The following is a 22,253-nucleotide window of genomic DNA, read 5'->3' on the forward strand; positions in this document are numbered from 1 at the left end:
CCCTCGGGCCCGGGCTCCAACTCCGGTGCGGGAGACGGCTCTTCCGCCGGGCGCAGCCTGAGCTCGCGGGTGAAGTGCACGCCCTCCGGCACCGGCTCCGGTTCGGGCGAGGGCCCGGCCGACAGGCGCAGCCTCAACTCACGGGTGGCATCCGGCCCCGGCAGGGGCTCGGGTGCCGGCCCGGCCTCCAACTCCGGTGCGGTGTGCGGCCCGTTCGCCCGCCCGGTCTCCGGGGCCGGCTCGTGCTTCGGCTCGGGTACGGGCGACGGCTCTGCCGCCGGTCGCGGCACCGTGAGCGCGCCGCCGGCATCCGGCGCCGGCCCCGCCACGGTCTCGGGCCCGGGCGAACTCCCGGCCTCCCGCCTCGAATCCGGCTCCGGCTCGGGCTCGGGCTCGGGCTCCAATGCCGTCTCCAACACCGGCTCCAACTCCGGCTCTTGCTCGGCGGAGTCCGTGGGCAGCGTGAAGCCGTACGCCGCGGCCAGCCCGTCCAGGCCGTTGGCGAAGCCCTGGCCGACGGCGCGGAACTTCCAGTGGCCGTTGCGGCGGTAGAGTTCGCCGCCGATCAGGGCGGTCTCCCGGCCGGCCTCGATGGTGAAGGTGGCGAGGGGCAGGCCGGTGCGGGCGTCGGAGATCGCCAGCGTCAGGTCGGGGATCCGGCCGAAGGTGCCCTCGCCGTCGGTGGCGGCCAGCAGCAGGACGCGCTGCGCGTCGGCGTCGCGGACGTCGAGCGCCGCGAGGTCGGCCTCGATCCGTTCGACGGGGGCGTCGGCGGGGCCGGTGCGGCCGCGGCAGAGGACGGCGCCGGAACGGTGCGGGGTGCGTCGATGCCGGATCAGATCGCTTGCGTCGCGGGCCTGGCCGTCGGCGGTCAGCAGCAGCGCGGCGGCGGTGAGGTCGGGGGCGCCGGGTGCGGGCGTCCAGCTGAGGTCGGCGTGCACGGCGGGCACGTCGATCGGGAGGTTGCTGCCTTTGGCCAGGGATCTCGCGGTCACCGGCACAGTCTGGCCCATCGGGGGCATGCGACGCGCCCCCCGGGCAGCGGGTTCTGCGGGCGGTGGCGCGGGCCCGGCGTTACGGTGAGGCCCGGACGGCGGGCGAGCCGGGAGCGAGGTGGTCCGGGTGCACGGCCTCACCGACTGGCTGCGGGGGCTGTCGGGCCCGGTGGTGTACGCGGTGGTGGGGGCCCTGGTGTTCGCGGAGGACGCGCTGTTCGTCGGGTTCGTGCTGCCGGGCGAGACGGCGGCGGTGCTCGGCGGAGTGCTTGCCCATCAGGGCAAGGTGTCGCTGGGCCTGATGGTGCTGGTGGTGGTGGCCGCGGCGATCCTCGGCGACTCGACGGGTTACGAGGTGGGCCGCCGGTTCGGTCCGGCGGTGCTGCGGACGAAGACGATGCGCCGGCACGCGAACCGGGTCGAGGGAGCACAGAGCCTGATCCGCCGTCGGGGTCCGGTGGCGGTGCTGCTGGGGCGGTTCGTGGCGTTCTTCCGGGCAATGATGCCGGCGCTGGCGGGGGTGTCGCGGATGCCGTACCCCCGGTTCCTGCTGTTCAACGCGATCGGCGGGGTGATCTGGGGCGTGGGGTTCGTCCTGCTCGGCTATTTCGCGGGCTCCGCGTATTCGCACATCGAGGCCGTAGTGGGGCGTTCGGCGGCGATCGTGGTGGCGGCGGTGGTGCTCGTGGGCCTGCTGGTGTGGCACCTGCGTTCCCGGCGACGCGAGGCCCGCCGCGAGCACAAGGACGAGCACGAAGACGAGCACAAACAGGACGATGACAGCAACGACGAGCCGAAGCAGGACTGACACCTCGTCGAACCATGCCCGCCGACCGTCCCGAAACAGCCAGGCCCGTCGGCTCCCCCACGTGGACCGTTCGGCCCTCTGCGCGGCGGCGGCTGTGGAGCAGGCTGGAGTCATCGGGAAAGGAGTTTCTGATGAACCGTCTGCAGACCCGTAGTGTTGCCGAGGTCGAGGTGCTGGTGGAGACCCGCGGCGAGGTTTCGGCCGGCGCCCCCGACTACGCGCGGGTGAAGATCGCCGCGGTGCTGGACCGGCTGGACGAGCCGGTGCTCGCGGTCCGGGTGCGGCTGGTGCAGGAGCCCAACCACGCGGTGGCCCGGCCGTCGTTGGCGCAGGCCACGGTGGACGTCAACGGACGTCCGGTGCGGGCGCACGTCGCTGCGGCGACGATGCGTGAGGCGATCGATCTGCTCCAGGACCGGCTGGTGTCGCGGGTCGCCCGCCTGCGTCATCACCGCCGGCCGGCCCGCACGCCGCTCGGCTGGGCCGACGGCCTGGACCCGGAGCACCGTCCGCAGCGCCGTCACGTGGAGCCGGAGGACCGTCGGCTGGTGCGGCACCGCAGCTACAGCGCGGCGCGGCTGGGCGCGCTCGACGCGGTGTTCGAACTGGAGGCGATGGACTACGACTTCCAGCTGTTCACGGACGGCGAGAGCGGTTGCGACAGCCTGGTCTACCGCGGTGCGGCGGGCGGCTACCGGCTGGCCTCGACCGGCCCGCTGCCGCACCCGGTGCCGGGGTTGGTGGTCAGCCGTCTGACGGTGCCCCGCCTGACGGGTGAGCAGGCCCGGGCCCGGCTGGACCTGACCGGGTTGCCGTTCGTGTTCTACACCGATGCCGCGACCGGCCGCGGCAACGTCATGTACCACCGTTACGACGGGCACTACGGGCTGATCACGCCCGCCGCGTAGCGGTTCGAGCCTTCGGCAGGCGTGGGGGTCTGTCCGGAGGCGGGAAGAGCTCCCGGCGGGTGTGGGGCCCGTCCGGGAGCGCGGGAAGAGGAGTCGGGGACGGTGTGGGGCCGTCCCCGGCTCCCGCTTTTGTCGGCCCCTCGCCTGCCGGTCGAGTGTCCACGCCCCGCAGCCTCACCAGCCGGCTCTGCCGCTACCGGGGGTTGCGCAAGTGCCTCAGTGCCGTCTCCAGTGCCTCCTCGGCGGCGACGGACAGGTCGGGCTCGATGCCAATGCCTTCCCAGTTGGTGCCGGTGACCGGGTTGATCGAGCGGGCGGTGGGGACGGTCACGGTGACGTGCGGGGCGACCGGAATGCGGTCCGTGGGGTGGGCGCCCCCTCGGGTGGTCCGGCCGATCAGGGTGGCGCGCCCGAGCGCCTGGAGGTTGTAGGCCAGCTCTTCGCCGCCGGAGAAGGTGAGGTCACTGGTCAGCACGGCGACCGGGCGGTCCAGGTAGCGTGGGCCGGCGAGGTGCCCGAGAGTCCAGTACTGGCGGGTGGAGTCGGTGGCCCGCTCGTAGATGTCGTTGAGGTGCACCTGGTCGTCGGCGAAGAAGTAGCTGCACCACAGCTGCACGCCTTCCGGCGAGCCGCCCCGGCACTGCCGCAGGTCGATGACCAACGCCTCAGTGGGAGCGAGGAGTTGCATGGCGGCGGCGATCGCGGGGCCGCCGACCCCGGCCGGTGCGATCATGCGCAGGTCGAGGTAGCCGATGTTGCCGTCGAGTTGCTCCACCCGCCGGATGCCGTAGTTGTTCTCCCGGGCGTACTGCGCGAAGCGGGCGCGGGCAACGTCCTCCGGCTCCTCGTCCATCGGCTGCGGCTCGGCGGTCCACAGCAGCCGCAGGTGCTTGTCGGGGCAGGCCTTCTGGAGGTCGTCCGTGACGTGCTCGCACAGCTCCCGCTCGTCCAGGCCCTGGTACCCGCCCTCTTCCAGCCTGCGGCGGATCGCCGCGTCGATGGCGGCCGTCTGCTCGGGGAACACGTAGCCGGCGGTGATCCGGGCCAGCGCGGCCTCGACTATCTCGTGATGCGTCGTCATGCGCGCGATGGTAGGCCCGGGTTCGAGCGGCTGACCAGCGGTTTTCACAGCGCCTGAGCACGGTGCCCGGGGCGTTCGGTGGCGCCGGGTCGACGCACACCCGGCCTCCATGGCCGCCGCTCACGCCTCGCTCCCCCGCTGCCGGAACATCGAAACTCGGCCTGCCCATTGACGGCTGATTACCTCGACATTACGTCGGCAACGAAGTATTTCGGCCAACTTGTTGCCGCATGGGTGACGCGTTCCCAACAAAGCTGGCACTGTACCGTCCCATCGCCGCACAGGTCCTTGCAGACGCACACGCACCACAGCGCTGCGGCGACCCGTCGGACACCGTCCTGCTCGTTCGAACCACCAGCTCTACCGGGCGGCTCCATCCCTGCCCTCCCGGCTGACTCCGGCCGTACCCACGCGGCCGTCGCAGAAGGAGTTCCGTGTGACTCGATCCTCCCGAAAGACCGTCAGCGCAACCGCTCTGATAGCCGGCGCCGCCATGATCGCGGCCGCCCTGACCTCCGGTGTCGCCTCCGCCGACACCACGGACCAGGCCCCGGCCGAGGTCCAGGCCATCGCCGGCGCGCTGCCGGTGCAGCTGTCTGCGGACCAGCGTGGCGAGTTGCTGGCCTCGGCGGATGCGTCAAAGGCCGAGACCGCGAGGTCGCTGGGCCTGCGGTCGGAGGAGGCGCTGATCGTCAAGTCCGTGACGAAGGACGCGGACGGCAGCGTGCACACCCGCTACGAGCGCACCTACGCCGGGCTGCCGGTGCTCGGCGGCGACCTGGTCGTCCACACCGCCCCGGACGGTTCGACCACGGGCGTCACCAAGGCCACCGAGGCGGACATCGCCGTCGACACCAACGAGAAGGAAAGCGCCGACTCCGCGAAGGGCCTCGCGCTGGACAGCGCCGGGGACGCGAAGGTCGAGGAGCCTGCGGCGGACAACGCCCGAAAGGTCGTCTGGGCCGCGTCCGGCACCCCGACCCTGGCGTGGGAGACGATCGTCACCGGCACGCAGGAGGACGGCACGCCGTCCGAGCTGCACGTCATCACCGACGCGAACACCGGCAAGAAGATCTTCGAGTACCAGGGCATCGAGACCGGCATCGGCAACAGCCAGTTCTCCGGCCAGGTCAACATCGGCACCTCGGCGGCGGCCGGCGGCGGCTTCGCGATGACCGACCCCACCCGCGGCGGCCACAGCACGTATGACCTGAAGGGCACCAGCGGCTCGACCAAGTCGCTGTTCACCAACCCGACCGACACCTGGGGCGACGGCACCGTCTCCAACCGGCAGACCGCCGCCGTGGACGCCGCCTACGGCGCCCAGCTCACCTGGGACTACTACAAGAACGTCCACGGCCGCAACGGCATCAAGAACGACGGCGTCGGCGCCTACACCCGGGTCCACTACGGCAGCAACTACGTCAACGCGTTCTGGTCCGACAGCTGCTTCTGCATGACCTACGGCGACGGCTCGGGCAACACCCACCCGCTCACCTCGATCGACGTCGGCGCCCACGAGATGACCCACGGCGTCACCTCGAACACCGCGGGCCTGATATACAGCGGCGAGTCCGGCGGTCTGAACGAGGCGACCTCCGACATCATGGCCGCCGCCATCGAGTTCTGGGCGAACAACCCCCAGGACAAGGGCGACTACCTGGTCGGCGAGAAGATCGACATCTACGGGACCGGCGCCCCACTGCGTTACATGGACAAGCCCTCCAAGGACGGCCGCTCCAAGGACGCCTGGTACTCCGGCCTCGGCTCGATCGACGTCCACTACTCGTCCGGCCCGGCCAACCACTGGTTCTACCTGGCCTCCGAGGGCAGCGGCGCCAAGACCGTCAACGGCGTGAACTACGACTCGCCGACCTCCGACGGCCTGTCGGTGACCGGGATCGGCCGCGACGCCGCCGCCAAGATCTGGTACCGGGCGCTCACCACCTACATGACCTCCTCCACCAACTACGCCGCCGCCCGCGTCGCGACCCTCAAGGCCGCCGCGGACCTGTACGGGCAGACCAGCCCGACCTACATGAACACCGCCAACGCCTGGGCGGCGATCAACGTCGGTCCGCGGGTCGTCGACGGCATCATGGTCGACTCGATCGACTCCCAGATCAGCGCGGTCGGCGAGGAGGCCGACCTCCAGTTCAAGGCCACCAACTTCAACCCCGGTCAGCTCACCTTCCACGCCGAGGGCCTGCCCGACGGTCTGAAGGTGCACCCCGTCACCGGCAAGGTCTCCGGCACCCCGACCACGCCGGGCACCTACGAGGTCACGCTGCTCGCCAAGGCCTCGCACCACAGCAGCGTCACGACGAAGTTCACCTGGAAGATCGCCCGGGCCATCGTCTCGAACGCCACCCGGGTGCCGATCCCGGACGGCGGCGGCCCGGCCGTCTTCTCGGACATCGTCGTCGACAAGGTCGAGGGCCAGGCGCCCAGCGACCTCAAGGTGTCCGTGGACATCAAGCACACCTGGCGCGGTGACCTGAACATCGACCTGGTCGGCCCCGACGGCAAGGTCTACTCGCTGAAGAAGGCCAACGTCGGCGACTCCGCCGACAACGTGCTCGAGACCTACACGGTGGACGCCTCCGCGCAGGTCGCCAACGGCACCTGGCGGCTGAAGGTCCAGGACATGTACCGCGGTGACACCGGCTACATCGACAACTGGAAGCTCATCTTCTGACGCGAAGTCTCCTGACGCGAGGTCTCCTGACGCACGGTCTTCTGACGCACCGTCTTACCGAGGTCGTCAGCTCCCGGAAGCTCACTTCTTCCCGGAGCTGACGACCTCTTGGATGTGCGGGACGGCCCGCACCAGGGTCAGCACGCCGCCGATGACCACGGCCAGCCCGAGCAGCGCGGGCAGCACCCACCAGCCGGTGCGGACGGTCTCGTCGAACAGCACCACGCCGAGCAGCAGGCTGACCCCGGCGTCGCCGATGGTCAGGGCGGGCTGCGAGATGGCCAGCGGGCCGGCCTGCAGGGCGTTCTCCAGCAGCAGGACGGCGGCGATTCCGGTGAGCGCGAAGCCGTACGTCTGCCAGACGGAGAAGAACGCGGCCGGTCCGTGGTCGGCGAAGGTCCCGGTGGCGGACTTCATCAGGGCGGCGGTCAGCGCGTTGCCGACCGCCGCCGCGCTGCCCAGCGCGCCGGCCCGGAACAGCGGGGAGCGCCAGTGCTGGGCGGCAAGGACGGCGGCGCCCATCAGGCCGAGGCAGCCCACCAGGACGGGCACCCAGCGGCTCATCGGGGCGTTGTCGGTGCCCCCGGTGGGCGCGGCGCTGCCGAGGAACAGGACCAGTCCGCCGACCACGGCGGCCACCCCGGCCCAGCCGGCCCGCGGCACCCGGCGGTGCATCAGCGGCGAGGCGATCAGCAGCGCGAACGGCAGCTCCAGCACGAACACCGGCTGCACCAGCGCGAGCGCCCCGAAGCTCAGCGCGAGCGCCTGGAACAGGGCCGCGCCGGCCAATCCGGCGATGCCGATCAGCCAGGCCGGGTCCCGCGCCAGGGTGAGCACGAACCGCAGGCCGCCACCGTGACCGAGCTTGGCGGCCGCCTTGCGCTGGAAGGCGGTGCCGGTGGCGTTGGAGGCGGCGCCGAGGACAGCGAACAGGACGGCGAGAACGGGCACTCCCCCATGCTCCCCCGACGGCCGGTCAGTCGCTCAGCATCCGGGCCGCCTGCTCACGCATCTCGACCTTGCGGATCTTGCCGGTGACGGTCATCGGGAACTCGTCGACCACGTGCACGTAGCGCGGGATCTTGAAGTGCGCGAGCCGGCCGGTGCAGTACTCCCGGACCGCCTCGGCGGTGAGCGGGCGGGCGCCCTCGCGCATCCGCACCCAGGCCATCAGCTCCTCGCCGTACTTGGCGTCGGGGACGCCGATCACCTGGACGTCGAGCACGTCGGGGTGGGTGTACAGGAACTCCTCGATCTCGCGCGGGTAGAGGTTCTCGCCGCCGCGGATCACCATGTCCTTGCTGCGTCCGGTGACGCTCAGGTAGCCGTCCTGGTCCATCACGGCGAGGTCGCCGGTGTGCATCCAGCCTTCGGTGTCAATCGCTTGCGCGGTCTGCTCGGGCTCGCCCCAGTAGCCGAGCATCACCGAGTAGCCGCGGGTGCACAGTTCGCCGGTCTCGCCGCGCGGGACGGTGGCGCCGGTGGCCTGGTCGACGACCTTCACCTCCAGGTGCGGCCCGACCCGGCCGACGGTGGAGACCCGGCGTTCGACCGAGTCGTCGGCGCGGGTCTGGGTGGAGACCGGGGAGGTCTCGGTCATGCCGTAGCAGATGGACACCTCGGTCATGCCCATCCGGCCGATGACGTCCTTCATCACCTCGATCGGGCAGGGCGCGCCCGCCATGATGCCGGTGCGCAGGCTGCTCAGGTCGTGGCGGTCGAAGTCCGGGTCGGCGAGTTCGGCGATGAACATGGTCGGCACCCCGTACAGCGAGGTGCAGGACTCGGCGGCGACGGCGGCCAGCGTCGCGGAGGCGTCGAACGCGGGCGCCGGGATCACCATGCAGGCGCCGTGCGAGGTGGCGGCGAGATTACCCATCACCATGCCGAAGCAGTGGTAGAACGGCACCGGGATGCAGATCCGGTCCTGCTCGGTGTAGCCGCACAACTCCCCGACGAAATAACCGTTGTTGAGGATGTTGCGGTGCGACAGGGTGGCGCCCTTGGGGAAGCCGGTGGTGCCGGAGGTGTACTGGATGTTGATCGGGTCGTCGGCGGCCAGCTCCTCCGCGATCCCGGCCAGCACCGCCCGGTCCTCCCGGCGGCCCGCCAGCAGCAGCTCGTCCCAGTCCGGCCCGTCCAGCAGCACCACGTCCGCCAGTTCGGCGCAGCGCGGGCGGACGTCGGCGATCATCGCGGCGTAGTCGGAGGTCTTGAACTGCCGGGCGGCGACCAGCAGGCGCACGCCGGCCTGGTTGAGGACGTACTCCAGCTCGTGGGTGCGGTAGGCCGGGTTGACGGTGACCAGGATCGCGCCGAGTTTCGCGGTGGCGTACTGGGTGAGCGTCCACTCGGCGCGGTTCGGCGCCCAGATGCCGACCCGGTCGCCGCGGCCGACGCCCCTGGCGCGCAGGCCGAGCGCCACCGCGTCGACGTCGGCGGCGAGTCGCTCGTACGTCCAGCGCCGGCCGGTGGCGCACTCCACCAGTGCCTCGCGGTCCGGGAAGGTGCGGACGGCCCGGTCGAGGTTGGCTCCGACGGTGTCGCCGAGCAGCGGGGTTCCGGACGGGCCGGAGGAGTGGCTCGGCTGGCTCGGGGCGTGCGACACGAAGGCCTCCTGGGCGCGGTGGTGCGGAACGACGGGTACCCATGCTGGCCACCGGGGCAGCCGTTGACCAGTCTCCAAGTGGGGGTGGTGCGCGTCGTTGACGTCCCATCAGCAGACCGGTCAAAACGCCGAACCGGCCGCCGGGGGCCGGAGTTCGCTGATTTGATGACCAGGAGGGCAGTCGGCGTTGCTGGGGGCGCGATGGCACAGGAGAGTGAGCAGGTGCGGCTGCGGCCGTCGGCGCAGTACCGCCGCCGGCGCGCGGCGTTCGCGCTGTTCGCGGCCGGCGCGTTCGCCGGCTGCGGGCTGCCGCTGTTCGCCGGGGTGGTGACGCGGCCGGCGGCGATGCTGGTCGACGGTCTGACGGCCGTGGTGTGGGCGGTGGTGCTGGTCCGGCAGGCGGTGCGCGCGTGGGCACCCGTCACGGTGGTGGTCGATCCCGAGTACCTCGAACTCCGCGGCGGCCTGCGGAAGGTGCGGCTGCCCTGGGACGCGGTCGACGGGATGTGCGTGCTGCCGATGCGGGGGTTCGTGGCCGCGTACGAGGCGCCGCACTTCCGGGGCTCGCTGCTGGTGCGGACCTCGCTGGGCAGCCCGGCCGCGCTGCCGGGCGGCGGCTCGCCGCGCTGGTCGGCGCAGTGGCAGGGGATCCTGCTCGACCTGGCGCCGCTGGCGGTGCCGGCGGCGCGCCTCGACCAGGTGTTCGTCCCGCGGCTGTCGGACCGCTGGGGCGGGACGACCCGGCTGCCGGACGGCCCCGGCGGGGCCTCGGTGTTCGCGGCCGGCGCGCTGCTGTCCCTGCCGGGCCGGGTGCTGCTGCGCGGGTTCCGGGTGGTGATGCTGCTGGTGATCGTCGCCGCCGTCCTCGCCGTGGCCCCGCTCGGCACCTTCGCGCCCGTCCAGCCGCTGCTGGCGCTGCTCACCGTGGTGGTGTTCGGCACGTTCGGCGTCAGGTGGCTGGTTCTCCGGCTGTCCCGGAGCTGCGAGTTGCGGGTGGAGGGCCGGGGCGTGGTGGTGGCCGTCGGCGGCCGGGAGCGGGCCGTTCCGTGGTCCGAGATCGCCTCGTTGGAGGCCGGGCAGCAGACCGTCACGCGCGCCGGGCGGCGGTACGCGGTGACGGCGGTGCTGGCCCGGCTCAACCCGGGGGCGAACCCTCCGGCGCCGCTGCCGCACTGGCCGTTCCGCACCGACGGGCCGGCCGTCCAGCTCCTGCCACTGAACTCGCCGGTGCTCGCCCAGATGCACGGACTCGCCGTCTTCCCCGCCCAGTTGGCGAACGCGCTGACCCCGTACGGCTCGAACCTGCTCGCCGGGCACACCAGGCGGGCCGAGTCCGTGACAGGCGAGGCCGTGACCGTCCGGGTCGGGCAGGGTCGCGGGGCGGCGCACCGGAGTCTCGGTTCGGCGCTGCGCGCCGCGCCGAGGGACCGGCCGGTGCGGGTGCTGATCGAGCCGGGCCGGTACCGGGAGGCGGGGCCGCTGCTGGTGTCCGGCACCGTCGAGGTGGTCCGGGCGGAGGGCGAGGGGCCGGTGGTGATCGAGACCCCCGAAGGGTCCGCCCTGGAGTGCGAGGGCGCCGTCACGCTCGACTCCCTGACCGTCGAGGGCCGCGGCGCGATCGCCGTCTCCACCACCGGCCGCCTGGAGCTGCGCCACTGCCGGATCGACGCGCCGGGCGAGTACGCGCTGCTCGCCTCCCAGGGCGCCGAACTGACCGTGCGGGACTGCGAGATCACTGCGGGCCGGACCGAACTCGCGGGCGCCGGCGGCACGTTCGAGCGCACCGCGTTCCGCTCCGCCAAGGGCCACGCGCTGGTGCTGAAGGAACGCGCGAACGCCGAGATCACCGACTGCACCGTCGTCGACAGCCGGGGCCGCGGCATCGACGTGACCGGTTCGACGGCGGAGATCCGCGGCTGCGAGTTCCGGGGCACCGGCGACACCGCGATCGCCGCCGGCGACCACTCCGCCGTACAGGTCCTGGGCTCCCGGATCGACGAGGTGCACGCCACCGGCATCGTCTACGACCACCAGGCGCGCGGCTCCGTCCAGGACACCACGGTCAGCGGCGCCACCGTCGGCCTCTACATCGCCCGGGGCGCCGAACCCAAGGTCCGGGACTGCCTGTTCGCGCGCTGCCGGGACTGCGGCGTGATCGTCGAGGACCAGGGCCGCGGACGGCTGGAGCGGTGCCGGATCGAGAACGCCGGCGTGCACGGCATCAGCGTCGCCTCCGGCGGCGTCCCGCTGGTCGACGACTGCGCGGTGGCCTTCGGCGGCACCGGCGTCAACGTGCACAAGGCGCGCGGCGAGTTCACCCGGCTGCGGGTCCACGACCAGTCCGAGAGCGCCGTCCTGATCCAGGAGGGATCGGTGGTGGAACTGACCGAACTGCGCCTGGAACGCTGCCAGAACGGGGTGCGCTGCACCGGCACCGGCGTGACCGTCCGGCTGGTTGGCGCCGTCATCGCCGACGTCACCACCTCCGGGCTGCTGCTGCAGAACACCGCGCGTCTCACCGCCGAAGCCGTCACGATCGAACGGGCCGGCCTGTACGGCCTGAACTGCCGCGAGGACAGCCGGCTCACCGCACACGACTGCACGGTGACGAAGGCCGGTGAGGTAGGGCTGCTGACCCTCGACAACACCACCGTGGAGATCGACCGGCTGGAGATCTCCGCCAGCCGGGGAACGGCCCTGTGGGCCCGCAACACCAGCCAGTTGACGATCAGCGGGGTACGGGTGCACGGCGCCGGGAGCGACGGCGTCCGCCTGGACGAGAACGTGTACGGCAGCCTGACGGACTGCGAGATCACCGGCTGCGAGGGTGAGGCGCTGATCTCCAACGACCGGGTGCGGACGGAGAACCTGCGCACCGGCGCCACCGCGGAGGACATCCTGCGGCCCGAGACCGGCCCGATCACCGAACTCGGGCGCATGATCGGACTCGCCGAGGCCAAGCGGCAGGTCGACATCCAGGTCGACCTGCTCCGGCTGGCCAGGTGGCGCACCGACGCCGACCTGCCCCCGCCGCCCCGAGCACACCATCTGGTCTTCTCCGGCCCGCCCGGCACCGGCAAGACCACCGTGGCCCGGCTGTACGGACAGATACTCGCCGCGCTCGGCGCGCTGAAGAAGGGCCACCTGGTGGAGGTCGCCCGCGGGGACCTGGTCAGCGAGTACCTCGGGCAGACCGCGCAGAAGACCCGCCAGGCCTTCGAACGCGCGTCCGGCGGCGTGCTGTTCATCGACGAGGCGTACAGCCTGGCCCGGCGGTTCGGCGCGAACAGCGACTTCGGCCAGGAAGCCATCGACGTCCTCACCAAACTGATGGAGGACCACCGCGACGACGTGGTGGTCATCGCGGCGGGCTACACCGAGGAGATGCGGACCTTCCTGGACTCCAACCCCGGCCTGCGCTCCCGGTTCTCCCGCATCCTCGAGTTCGACCCGTACGACCCGGCCGAGCTCACCGAGATCGTGGTCCGCGAAGCCGAACGGCACACCTACCGCCTCGCCCCGGAAGTCACCGACCGGCTCGTCGAACGATTCACCCGCCGCGAGCTCCGCGGCGACCCCGCCAACGCCCGCGACGCCCGCACCCTGCTGGAGGAGATGGTCGAACGGCAGGCCTCCCGGCTCGCCGGGGCCGACACCCCGAGCCGCGAGGACCTCATCGTGCTGCTCGCCGACGACATCCCGGCGGAGAGCAGCTGGCTGTGACCGACGACGAGGCGATCGCACTGCTGTCCGCCCACTGCGACCTTCCGGCGGCCGATCCTGCGGCGCTGACGTGGTTCACCACCGCCGAGGCGTACGCGGCAACGGCCGCACTCCGGGCCGGCGGGGTGCCGCCCGCCACCGAACTCCCCCTCGAACACGCCTACGTGCTCAGCGCCGCCGACCTGCTCGCGTACTGGGCCGGCGGCAAACGCGACCCGGCACTGCTCGGCGAGGGGTTGCTCTGCCTGCTCCAGCTGCGACGGCACCGCCGGGAAGAGATTCCGCCCGAGTTCGCGCCGGTGCTGGCCGTGGCCGCCGGCGAGGACGTCCCCGAGGACGACGGGCCGAGCCTCGCGCACACGAACGCGGCGGCGGTCGGCCTGACGCTGGCGTACCAGCGCTGGCGGTACCCCGGCGCGCCCGCCGCCGCGGTCCGGCTGTTCCGCCGGTCGGCGGCCCAGTGCCCGCCGGACAGCCCGGTGCGGGGCTCGGTGCTGTCCCGGCTCGGGGTGGCCCTGCTGTACGACTGGCAGGACCGCGCCGAACTCCCCTCGCTCGCCGAATCCGTGGAGGTCTGCCGCGCCGCCGTGGCGGCCGTCCCCGACACGCCCGGCGAACAGGCCCTCCGGCACGCCAACCTGGGCACCACCCTGCGCTTCTGGGCGGACGTCACCCTGGACAGCGAGGCGATCCGCGACGCGGCCTCCGAAATCCGTACCGCGCTCGCGTTCTGCCCGCCCGACTCCCCCGAATTCGCGGCCTACCGCCTCGAACTCGGCCGAGCCCTGGCCCAGTCCGCGGTCCTCTTCGACGGCCGCGACGCCCTGCCGGAGGCCGCCACCCTCCTCCGCGAGGCGCTGCGCGGAGCGGACGGCGCCGCCGACCCGTCGGGGTACCCGGACGTGCTCTGCCACCTGGGCATGGTGCTGATCACCCAGGCTGCGACAGAGCCTGGGCTGCGGGCCGAAGGTGTCGCGTTGTGTCGGAGGGCCGCCGAGGTCGCGCCCACCGAGGGCTTGCGGCTGCAGTACCTGCACAACCTGAGCCTCGCCCTGCTCGGGGCCGCCGCCGAGGACGACGCCGAGGCCACCGCTGTCGCGCTCGACGCGGCCCGGGAGGTGGCCGGTCTCGCACCGGGCGGAACCGCGCTGTCCGCCAACGCCCTGACGATGCTCTCGCTCGCCCTGACCAGGCGTTACCGGGCCGGCCATGACCCCCGGGATCTCGCGGAGGCCGTCGCCCTGGCCGGCGCGGGTTTCGAGGCCACCTCGCCGCAGGTCCCGGTGCTCCGGCTGGAACGGGGCTCGGCGCTGGCGGACCTGCTGGGTCTGCGGGCCGAGTCCGAGGGGAGTGACGACCCGTCGGCCGAGTCGATCACGCTGCTGCGCCGGCTGGTCGGGGAACTGCCGCGGCCCACGGCCGCACGCGCACTGGCGCTGCGGCACCTGGCCGACTGCCTGCTCGGCTCCGCAGCGACGGAGGACCGGGGCGAGCGCGCCGCCGAGGCGGTGGTGCACTACCGGGAATGCCTCGAACTGCCCTACCCCGAACCGGACTTCGAGGCCGACGTGCGGTTCTCGCTGGGGACGGCCCTCCTGTTCGGCACCGACCAGCAGGTCGGGGACGCGTGGCAGCAGGCCACCGCGTCGATGAGCAGCGCGGCCGCGCTGCTGCCCCCGGGCGACCCGCGGCGGCTCGACCTGGAGGCCCGGCTCGGCGGTCACTGGATGCAGCGCGCGGCGAACACCGGCGACCCGGCCGCCCACCGTACGGCGGTGGCCGTGCTGGACGCGGTCGTGACGGCCGACGAGCGGTGCACCACGTCCGACCGCGCGTACTACCGGCTGCTGCTGGGCGCCGCGCTGCTGGATCTCACCGACCACAGTGACGACGCGGACGTGCTCGACGGGTCGGTGCACCACCTCGAACTGGCCCTGGCGATGGCCCCCGCCGACGACCCGCGACAGCTGACCGTGATCCACCGTCTCGCCGCCGCGCTCGACAGGTCCGGCTGGCTGCGTTCGGACACCGCCGCGCTCGACCGGTCCGCCGCCCTGCTGTCCGGGGCCCTGGCGGAGCCGACCGAGGACCGGACGGACCGTGCCGACTGCCTGGTGGCCCTCGGCAACAACCTGCGCAGGCGCTTCCACTTCACCGGCGACCCGGCGTACCTGGAGCAGGCCGTCGCCCGCCACCGCGAGGCCATCGCGCTGACCGCGCCGAAACCCCACCCGTACGCCCTCGAGGGGCTCTCCACCTGCCTCGCCGACCTGTACGGCTTCCGGCCGGACGCGCGGCTTCGGGCCGAGGCGATGGAGTGCTGCCGTGCCGCGCTGCTCCACCTGCCGGAGCACGCCCCGCAGCGCTCGACCGTGCAGGCCGGCCTCGGCTATCTCCAGTGGTCGCTGGCGGCGGAGTCCGGCTCGGACGAGCAGCTGGATGCCGCGCTGGGCACCCTGAAGGGCGCGCTCGCCGCCGTACCGGAGGGGTACGGCGACCGGGGCCTGGTCCTCACCAACCTCGGGGCCGCTCTGCTCAGCCGGGCGTCCCGAACGGGCGACCGCAGCTGGGCTGTTCAGGCCGTTGCCGTGTTCCGGTCGGCCGTGGAGCACACCGCCCCGGGCTCGGTGCAGCGCCCGCAGGTGCTGAACAACCTCGGCCTGGCCCTGTCCGGCCTGTCCGCGACCACCGACGACCCGGCTCTGCGCGAGCAGGCGCTCGCCCTGCTGAGCGAGGCCGCCGACCGGCGCCGCGGAATGTCGCCGGCCCGGGAGCGCGCCGCGCTCAACCTGGCCGTGGTGCGCTTCGAGCAGGCCCGCGAGGCCGAGGACGCCCCGGCCGCGCTGGACGTCTGCCGGCAGTTCGAGGACCTGGTGACGGAGCTCGGCTCCCCGCACCCGTTGCGGACGACCGCGCTGGCCCGGCTGGCCCTCGCCGCTCTGCGTACCTCGGAGCTGCTCCCCGAACGTGCCGCCAGGACGGCGCTGCGCCGGGCCGCGGCGGCCGCCCGCGAGGCCCTCGCCGACCACACGCACTCCCCCGACCCGATGCACGCCCTGGCCCGTCAGGTGCTGGCGATTGCGCAGCTGCGGCGGGCCCAGTACGGCGAACGGTTCGAGGGGACGGCGCGGCTGCGGCCGGGCGATCACGGCGAGCGGGTCGATCTGGCGGAGGTGATCCGGCTGAACCGGCAGACGGCCGAGGATCCGCTCCTCCCGCCGCACACCCGGCTCGAGGCGGCCCGCACGTGGGGCGGCATCGCGGCCCACACCGGCCGGTGGGCGGAGGCCCTGGACGGCTTCGCCCACGCGGTGGGCCTGCTGCCGAGCGTGGCGCCGCGTCATCTCGCCCGGATCGACCAGGAGGACCGGCTCAGCTCCGGCCGGGGGCTGGCCAGTTCGGCGGCGGCCCTGGCGATCCGGGCGGGCGATCCGGCGCGGGCGCTGGCCCTGCTCGAACAGGGCCGGGGCGTGCTGCTGGCCCAGGGCCTGGAGAACCAGGGCGACCTGTCCCGGCTGCGCGCGCTCGACCCGGCCCGCGCCGCGGAGTTCGAACGGATCCGGGACCGGCTGAGCCAGGAGCACCCCGCGCTGCAACAGCAAGGGCCCGACGCCTTCTTCGTCCAGGAGACGGCAGGCGCGGCCGCCCTGCGGGACGCCGAGGAGCGCCACACGCTGTCCCGCCGATGGAACCAACTCCTGGAGGAAATCCGGGAGTTGGACGGGCTCGACGACTTCCTGCGCCCACCGACCACCCGGCAGCTGCTCTCGGTGGCGGAGCACGGGCCGGTGGTGGTGGTCAACGTCAGCGCGTACGGCTCGCACGCCCTGATCCTGGCCGCCCGCGGCGGCGGCGAGCCGCGCATCGACGTCCTGCCGCTGCCGGACCTCAGCCCGGACGAGGTGCTGGCGGCCGCGCTGGCCTTCGACGAGCGGCGCATCGACGTCGCCTACGGGGACCAGGGCATGGCGGCCGCCAAGCAGATGATGACCTTCCACAGCACACTCCTCGAGTGGCTGTGGGACAGCCTGGCCGCGCCCGTCCTGAACCGGCTCGGCCTGCGCGGGACCCCGCTGGACGGCGAGGAGTGGCCGCGGCTGCGGTGGTGCCCGACCGGCCGGCTGGCGTTCCTGCCGCTGCACGCCGCGGGCAAGGGCCGGAACATCCCCGGCACCTGGGTGATGGACCGCGCCGTCTCCTCGTACACGCCGACCGTGCGCTCCCTGCTGCGCGCCCGGCGCAGGGTCACCGCGTCACCCCGACGGCGACCCGCCCCGCTGGTGGTCGCGCTCCCGCACACCCCGGGCGGCCCGCCGCTGCCCGGCGCCGAGCCCGAGGCGGCACTGGTGACGGAACTCTTCCCCGGCGGCCTGCGGCTGGACGGCGAGCACGCCACCGTGGAGCAGGTCCGCCGGGCGCTGTCCCGGCACTCCTGGGTGCACTTCAGCTGTCACGGCATCAGCGACCCGGGCAGCCCGTCGAACAGCGGCCTGATCCTGCACGACGGCCGGCTCAGCGCCCTCGACCTCTTCGCGCAGCGCCCGGTGGACGCCGAACTGGCCTTCCTGTCGGCCTGCTCGACGTCCCAGGGCGGCGTCGATCTGCCGGACGAGGCGGTGCACCTCGCGCCGTCGTTCCAGCTGGCCGGTTTCACCCACGTCGTCGGCACGCTGTGGAGCGTCTCCGACAAGGTCGCCCGCCGCGTCACCGGGGACTTCTACGCCGCCCTGGCGGAGGACGACGCCGCCGGCCTCCGACCGTTCGACCCGGCGTTGGCCCTGCACCACGCCGTCCGCTCACTGCGTGAACGCCTGCTGCCCGCACCGCACTTGTGGGCGGCGCACCTCCACATCGGGCCGTGAGTGAGCTACTCGGAACTGCCGTTCTCGGGTGCTTTCTCGCTCTGCGCCGTGCCGGAGGCGCCCTCGGGGCCCTGGTCCGGCTCGGTCGAGCCGCCGCCGATCCGGAAGATCCGGCGGGAACCGTGCTCCTCGATCAGGCCCTCCAGCGACAGGTCGTCGTCACTGCCGCGCTTCTTCGGGTTGCTCGCTGCCATCGTTCTGCTCCCTCCGTGTCACCGGCACCTCCACCAACTCGGGCGGCGCCAGCATTTCCAGCACCTCGACCTCGCTGCCCTTGACGTAGACCCCGGCGGTGCCGGGCACCTTGCCGAGGAACGTCCCGTCGCTGCCCAGGCGCCACTGCGATTCCAGATAGATGTCCTGCTGCTGCGGGAACGCCGACACCGCCGACCGCGAGCCGAGCCAACCGCCCACCCACAGGCCGCCTTTGAGCCGGATCCGGACGAAGCACGGGTCCCGGTCGGCGAACAGGAAGTCCCAGGCCGTCGGCGTCGGCTCGTAGTGCGCCCGCTCGCGCCGCCGCCGCACGGCCGCCGCCGCCCAGGCCGCGCCCGCCGGCACCGCCACGACCAGCAGCAGCACCGCCAGCCCCGCCTGCCGCGGATGCCGCAGCACCCCCGCCAGCGGCCCGCCGTCGCCCCCGGTCAACAGCCGCGCCAACCACGGCCCCGCGACCACCGCGTACACGGCGTCCAGCAGACCGCTGATCGCGACCGCCCGCAGCGCACGGTTCTGCGGCTCCTGCTCGGAGGCCCGCGGCCCGCGCAGGCGGTCGGAGACGGCCTGGTAGAAGATCCCGGGCAGAACGAGAGCCACCAGGATGGCCAACTGCTGCACCGTGCTCGGAACCACCGCGTCCATTCCTCCCCCGCCCCGCGACGACCGCGTCCGCCGCCGCACCGAAGCGCAGCCTCACCCTAACCGAGCAGGCCACCGACCCGGGACGGTTCAAGCGAGTTGACGCATCGTCATGCATCTCTTCAGGCCGGAATGTCTTTCATGACGGCATCGGTCAGCGGCTTGAGCCGGTCCGCCAGCTTGTTGAAGTCGGCGGTGCGGCCGTCCGACCACTGCGCCATGCCGACCAGCATGCCGTGCCCGTACGACCCGAAGTTCTGCACCAGGCCACTGTCGGCGGGCAGTTCGCGCAGGCCGGAGTCCTTCGGCGGGAGCTGGACGGCGACCTGGTACGTGTCGGCGTTGCCGGCCAGGAACGTCACTAGGTGCAGCGCCTCGACCGGGTCTTTCATGGTGAACAGCGCCAGGTTGTACTGGTTGCCGTCGGCGTCCTTGTACAGCGCCAGATCGACGCCGAGACACCCCTTCCCCTGCGCGATCACCCCGGCGAGGGTCGCCCCCACCGTGTCCGGGCCCGTGCAACTCGGGTTCTGCACGGCCGCCACCAGCGTGAACCCCTGTACCTGCTTCGGGAACACGGCCAGCGGGATCGCCGCACCCGCCACCCCCGATGGGCCGGCCGCCACCACGGGCGCCTTCTTCTCCGCGGGCCGCATCACGTACGCCGTCGCACCCGCCGCCGCCAGCAGCACGGCCGCCGCCGGAAGCACCAGCCACCGCCGCGAACGCCGCTGCACCGGCCGCCGCCGGGCCGCCGCCGCCCGCTCCGCGGCGCTCGGCTCGTGCACCGCGTTGTTCTTCTCAAACTCCCTGACGAACTCTGCCCACAGGTCGTCGCCGGGTTCACTCGTGGTCACAGACCCCAGACCTTAGTGATCAACGCCGCCATTGGAAAGTCGCGTCCCCCACCGCTGAATGGGGCGCAGCTGCCGGCTCCGCCAAGGGAATTGACCACAGCTCTCGGTATTCGCGAATTGACGGTCCGTCTACCCCTCCCCGACCCGAGCCGAATAGTCCTGCCGCTCCGCCCCGTCCGGCACCCCAGCCGCGTCCGGCCCGGACATCCACCCCTCGGGACAGGCCAGCACCGCCTCGACGAACGACGGCGGCGGAAGATACCCGTGCGCGCTCACGTAATGCACCACCAACGTCGGCGCCGCAAAGACCTCGCCGGCCCGGCCCGGGACACGAATCTCGCTGGACCCCAGAGCGACGGCCCCACCCTGGTGCTCGACCGTCAACGCCCCGCCCTGCCGCCGCCAGGGCGGACAGAGCCCGCAACTGTGGAACCCCCGCGTGCCGTTCACGCGCTGCCACTGGACGATGTCGAGCAGCCGGCCGAGGAAACCCTCCGGGGCGGCGCCGCTCGAGTATCGGTGCCATCTGCTCAGCCACCCCACGTTCACCCTGCGGTAGGTGGGGGCGAACGTCGCGAAATAGGGCCCGTCGGCAATGACTTCCCGTTCGGAATAGGTGTACGGGCTCAGGTCACGAAAGAACGTCATGCGCCTGTGTAGCACGCCTGCACCGACGAACTCATCGGGCACCCGCACAATTTGTCGACATCGGCGCCGGTGGGCATGCTGGCGCGATGTACGATCCCGAGCGGCCTGGCAGTCGTCGCGACGGCGCGGACCTGTGCGGTGAGGCCACCTGACCGTCAGTCCTCGTGCTCATCAGCCGGCTGAACCGCCCATCGCAGCACCGTCCCGCCGGCCCCGTCCGCTTCGAGCGTGACGGGGTAGACCTGGCCGAGGGCCCGTTCGCCGTGGTGGGTCATCGAGTGGTCGGCCGGCTCCCAGTCGATGCCGAGCACCTGGCAGCCGCCGACCTCGATCGCTCCGGCCAGCAGGGGGTGGTTCGCGCCGGCACGCTGGAACAGGTGGTAGTCGGTGTGCTTGCTGACCGTGACGGCAACGCCCTTTCCGCTCCGCAGGCCGCCCCGCCACGCCTCGATCTCGACCGCGCGCGCCTCCGCCTGCGCGACCGGCAGGTCGAGCCAGCCCCAGGTGCCGTCCGTCGTGAACTCCTGCCCGCCGAACTGCGCGTGGGCGTCCGGCCCGTGGAGCCCCCAGTAGGTGAGGTCGGCGAGACCGTCGGCCGGTTCGCCCTCCATCCCGATCCAGGCGTCGAGCGCCACACCGTCGCCGAGGACCATGCCACACCGATCGACCGGCAGGTCCCCGAGCGGGATCGGGACGTCGTCAACCCCGGCCCAGGGTAGGCCGAGGTCGACCTCGAGCAGCGAGATCACCGGTTCCTCGGTGTACCAGGAGAGCGCGGTCTGCGCCCGCACCGCCAACTTCCGGTCCCCGGCCGCCGGCACGGCCACCGCCTCGCACTCGCCGTCCCACAGATGGCCGCCACCGGACGCCGCAGCCGCCGCGGCCCGCTCGGACAGCGGCAGCCCGAGTTCGGGCCAGTAGTCGATCCACGACGCCATGCCGAACACCAGCACACCGGACGGCGCCGTCACGAACCCCAGGTCGACGAATTCTTCACTCACGCCCCGATTGTCACACTGCCCGCGACGGCACCGACCGGCGCTCCCCGGGCTCGTCGTCCCGTTCCCGCCAGACGCTCAGCGGCTCGGCCACGCAACGCTCCCGCAACCACGCGGCCGCCTCCACCAGGCCTCGCGCCGCGGCCGCCGGGGAGCCGAACGACGCGGACCTCTCCTCGATGGTGTGATGGCCGCAGTCCCAGGGCCCCACGTGGTCGCAGCGCACCGAGATCCTCGCCTCGACCTCCCAGCGCCGCACGGCACCACGCTCCGCCTCCAGGTCGACGACGAACGATACCTCGGGCACTTCGGCGCAACCGAACAGGGACGCGTTCGGCTCGCCGCCCAAACGGCAGAACTCCAACCCGCTGCCCGTGCAGCTCGGCCGGACGCCCAACCGCTCCGCCAGCGCCTCGATCAGCGCGCCCGCTTCGCGCAGCAGCGCCTCGACCTCGGCAGGGCGCTCCAGCTCCGGAAACACCCAGCGAACATCTCCACCGGCCAACGGCGTCGTCTCCATGACGGTCAGCCTGCCGCATCGCGCATACCCCCGGCCATGGTGATCACATCATCGGCTACTCTGCACAGCCATGGGCGAGTTGACAGTGATCAGGCACGGCCAGACCGAGTGGAGCCTGTCGGGCCGTCATGCCGGCCGCACCGACGTCCCGCTGACCGCCGCCGGCGAGGCGACCGCCCGGGCGCTCGCGCCGCGACTCGCTGCCCGCCGCCGCCCGGTGGCGGTGTTCAGCAGCCCGCTGAGCCGCGCCCTGCGGACGGCCGAACTCGCGGGCCTGTCCGACGTCATGGCCGACCCCGACCTGATCGAGTGGGACTACGGCGGCTACGAGGGCCTGACGGCCGACCAGATCGAACAGTCCCGGCCGGGCTGGGACCTGTGGCGGGACGGCGTCATCCCCGGCGAAGCGGCCTTCCCCGGCGAGCAGCTCCAGCAGGTCGCCGCCCGCACGGACGCGGCACTGGCCCGAATCCGCCCTCTGCTGGCCGACGGTGACGTCGCCGTCGTCGCCCACGGCCACCTGGCCCGCATCCTCGCCGCCCGCTGGCTCGACCTCGACCCGTCCGCGGCCGGCCTCCTCGGCCACCCCCACCCCGGCACCCTCAGCACCCTCGCCACCGAACACGGCCACCCGGTCATCGCCGCCTGGAACGTCCCGTGAGGGCAACAATCGGGTGGCCGTCCAGATC

Annotated in this window: 15 protein-coding genes and 1 pseudogene; 6 read left to right on the top strand and 10 right to left on the bottom strand. The window is 72.8% G+C overall.

What is annotated here, in order from left to right; genetic code table 11:
• Positions 1-482 precede the first annotated feature (482 nt).
• A pseudogene (locus tag ACFYS8_RS30245) lies at positions 483-1,022 on the bottom strand (TerD family protein); the annotation flags it as partial.
• Positions 1,023-1,122: 100 nt separating this feature from the next.
• Between ACFYS8_RS30245 and ACFYS8_RS30250 the strand changes: the two are divergent.
• On the top strand, positions 1,123-1,803 hold the full coding sequence (locus ACFYS8_RS30250) for a DedA family protein (RefSeq protein ID WP_387646990.1): 681 nt from the start codon (positions 1,123-1,125) through the stop codon (positions 1,801-1,803).
• Positions 1,804-1,934: 131 nt separating this feature from the next.
• On the top strand, positions 1,935-2,711 hold the full coding sequence (locus ACFYS8_RS30255; protein WP_387646993.1) for a sigma 54 modulation/S30EA ribosomal C-terminal domain-containing protein: 777 nt from the start codon (positions 1,935-1,937) through the stop codon (positions 2,709-2,711).
• Between the two features lie 193 nt (positions 2,712-2,904).
• Here ACFYS8_RS30255 and ACFYS8_RS30260 read toward each other — a convergent pair whose 3' ends face one another.
• Entirely contained in the window at positions 2,905-3,792 is an 888-nt protein-coding gene (locus ACFYS8_RS30260; protein ID WP_387646996.1) for a S41 family peptidase, read from the bottom strand.
• Positions 3,793-4,285: 493 nt separating this feature from the next.
• Here ACFYS8_RS30260 and ACFYS8_RS30265 point away from each other — a divergent pair, with 493 nt between their 5' ends.
• The gene (locus tag ACFYS8_RS30265) at positions 4,286-6,490 is read left to right on the top strand and encodes a M4 family metallopeptidase (RefSeq protein WP_387647208.1); all 2,205 of its coding nucleotides are present in this window, start codon (positions 4,286-4,288) and stop codon (positions 6,488-6,490) included.
• A gap of 81 nt (positions 6,491-6,571) precedes the next feature.
• On the opposite strand, the gene ACFYS8_RS30270 is transcribed toward ACFYS8_RS30265, so the two are convergent.
• The gene (locus tag ACFYS8_RS30270) at positions 6,572-7,441 is read right to left on the bottom strand and encodes a DMT family transporter (RefSeq protein ID WP_387646999.1); all 870 of its coding nucleotides are present in this window, start codon (positions 7,439-7,441) and stop codon (positions 6,572-6,574) included.
• A gap of 25 nt (positions 7,442-7,466) precedes the next feature.
• Entirely contained in the window at positions 7,467-9,098 is a 1,632-nt protein-coding gene (locus ACFYS8_RS30275; protein ID WP_387647001.1) for an AMP-binding protein, read from the bottom strand.
• A gap of 201 nt (positions 9,099-9,299) precedes the next feature.
• Between ACFYS8_RS30275 and ACFYS8_RS30280 the strand changes: the two genes are divergently transcribed.
• Positions 9,300-12,821 (top strand): right-handed parallel beta-helix repeat-containing protein, encoded by a 3,522-nt coding sequence (locus tag ACFYS8_RS30280; protein ID WP_387647004.1) that lies wholly within the window; start codon positions 9,300-9,302, stop codon positions 12,819-12,821.
• Complete coding sequence (locus tag ACFYS8_RS30285; protein WP_387647007.1) at positions 12,818-17,683, top strand: CHAT domain-containing protein; 4,866 nt, start codon at positions 12,818-12,820, stop codon at positions 17,681-17,683. Before ACFYS8_RS30280 ends, ACFYS8_RS30285 begins: the two co-directional genes overlap by 4 nt.
• A 5-nt stretch (positions 17,684-17,688) precedes the next feature.
• Here ACFYS8_RS30285 and ACFYS8_RS30290 read toward each other — a convergent pair whose 3' ends face one another.
• From ACFYS8_RS30290 to ACFYS8_RS30315, 6 genes are all read right to left on the bottom strand, one after another.
• Positions 17,689-17,877 carry a hypothetical protein gene (locus tag ACFYS8_RS30290; protein WP_387647009.1) on the bottom strand — a complete coding sequence of 63 codons (189 nt, stop codon included), beginning with the start codon at positions 17,875-17,877 and terminating at the stop codon, positions 17,689-17,691.
• Positions 17,843-18,544 carry a DUF6338 family protein gene (locus ACFYS8_RS30295; RefSeq protein ID WP_387647012.1) on the bottom strand — a complete coding sequence of 234 codons (702 nt, stop codon included), beginning with the start codon at positions 18,542-18,544 and terminating at the stop codon, positions 17,843-17,845. The genes ACFYS8_RS30290 and ACFYS8_RS30295 overlap by 35 nt, the downstream gene beginning before the upstream one ends.
• Before the next feature lie 119 nt (positions 18,545-18,663).
• A complete protein-coding gene (locus tag ACFYS8_RS30300) occupies positions 18,664-19,398 on the bottom strand; it encodes a hypothetical protein (RefSeq protein WP_387647014.1) in 735 nt (244 codons plus the stop codon).
• A 129-nt stretch (positions 19,399-19,527) separates the two neighbouring features.
• Entirely contained in the window at positions 19,528-20,088 is a 561-nt protein-coding gene (locus ACFYS8_RS30305) for a hypothetical protein (protein WP_387647017.1), read from the bottom strand.
• Between the two features lie 113 nt (positions 20,089-20,201).
• Positions 20,202-21,047: a hypothetical protein gene (locus tag ACFYS8_RS30310; protein WP_387647018.1), complete on the bottom strand. Its 846-nt coding sequence runs from the start codon at positions 21,045-21,047 to the stop codon at positions 20,202-20,204.
• Positions 21,048-21,057: 10 nt separating this feature from the next.
• On the bottom strand, positions 21,058-21,564 hold the full coding sequence (locus ACFYS8_RS30315) for a hypothetical protein (RefSeq protein WP_387647019.1): 507 nt from the start codon (positions 21,562-21,564) through the stop codon (positions 21,058-21,060).
• A gap of 70 nt (positions 21,565-21,634) precedes the next feature.
• On the opposite strand from ACFYS8_RS30315, the gene ACFYS8_RS30320 reads away from it, so the two are divergent.
• Positions 21,635-22,225: a histidine phosphatase family protein gene (locus tag ACFYS8_RS30320; RefSeq protein WP_387647021.1), complete on the top strand. Its 591-nt coding sequence runs from the start codon at positions 21,635-21,637 to the stop codon at positions 22,223-22,225.
• Positions 22,226-22,253: the final 28 nt, after the last annotated feature.

Source organism: Kitasatospora sp. NPDC004615 (assembly GCF_042873545.1).
Classification (GTDB): Bacteria; Actinomycetota; Actinomycetes; order Streptomycetales; family Streptomycetaceae; genus Kitasatospora.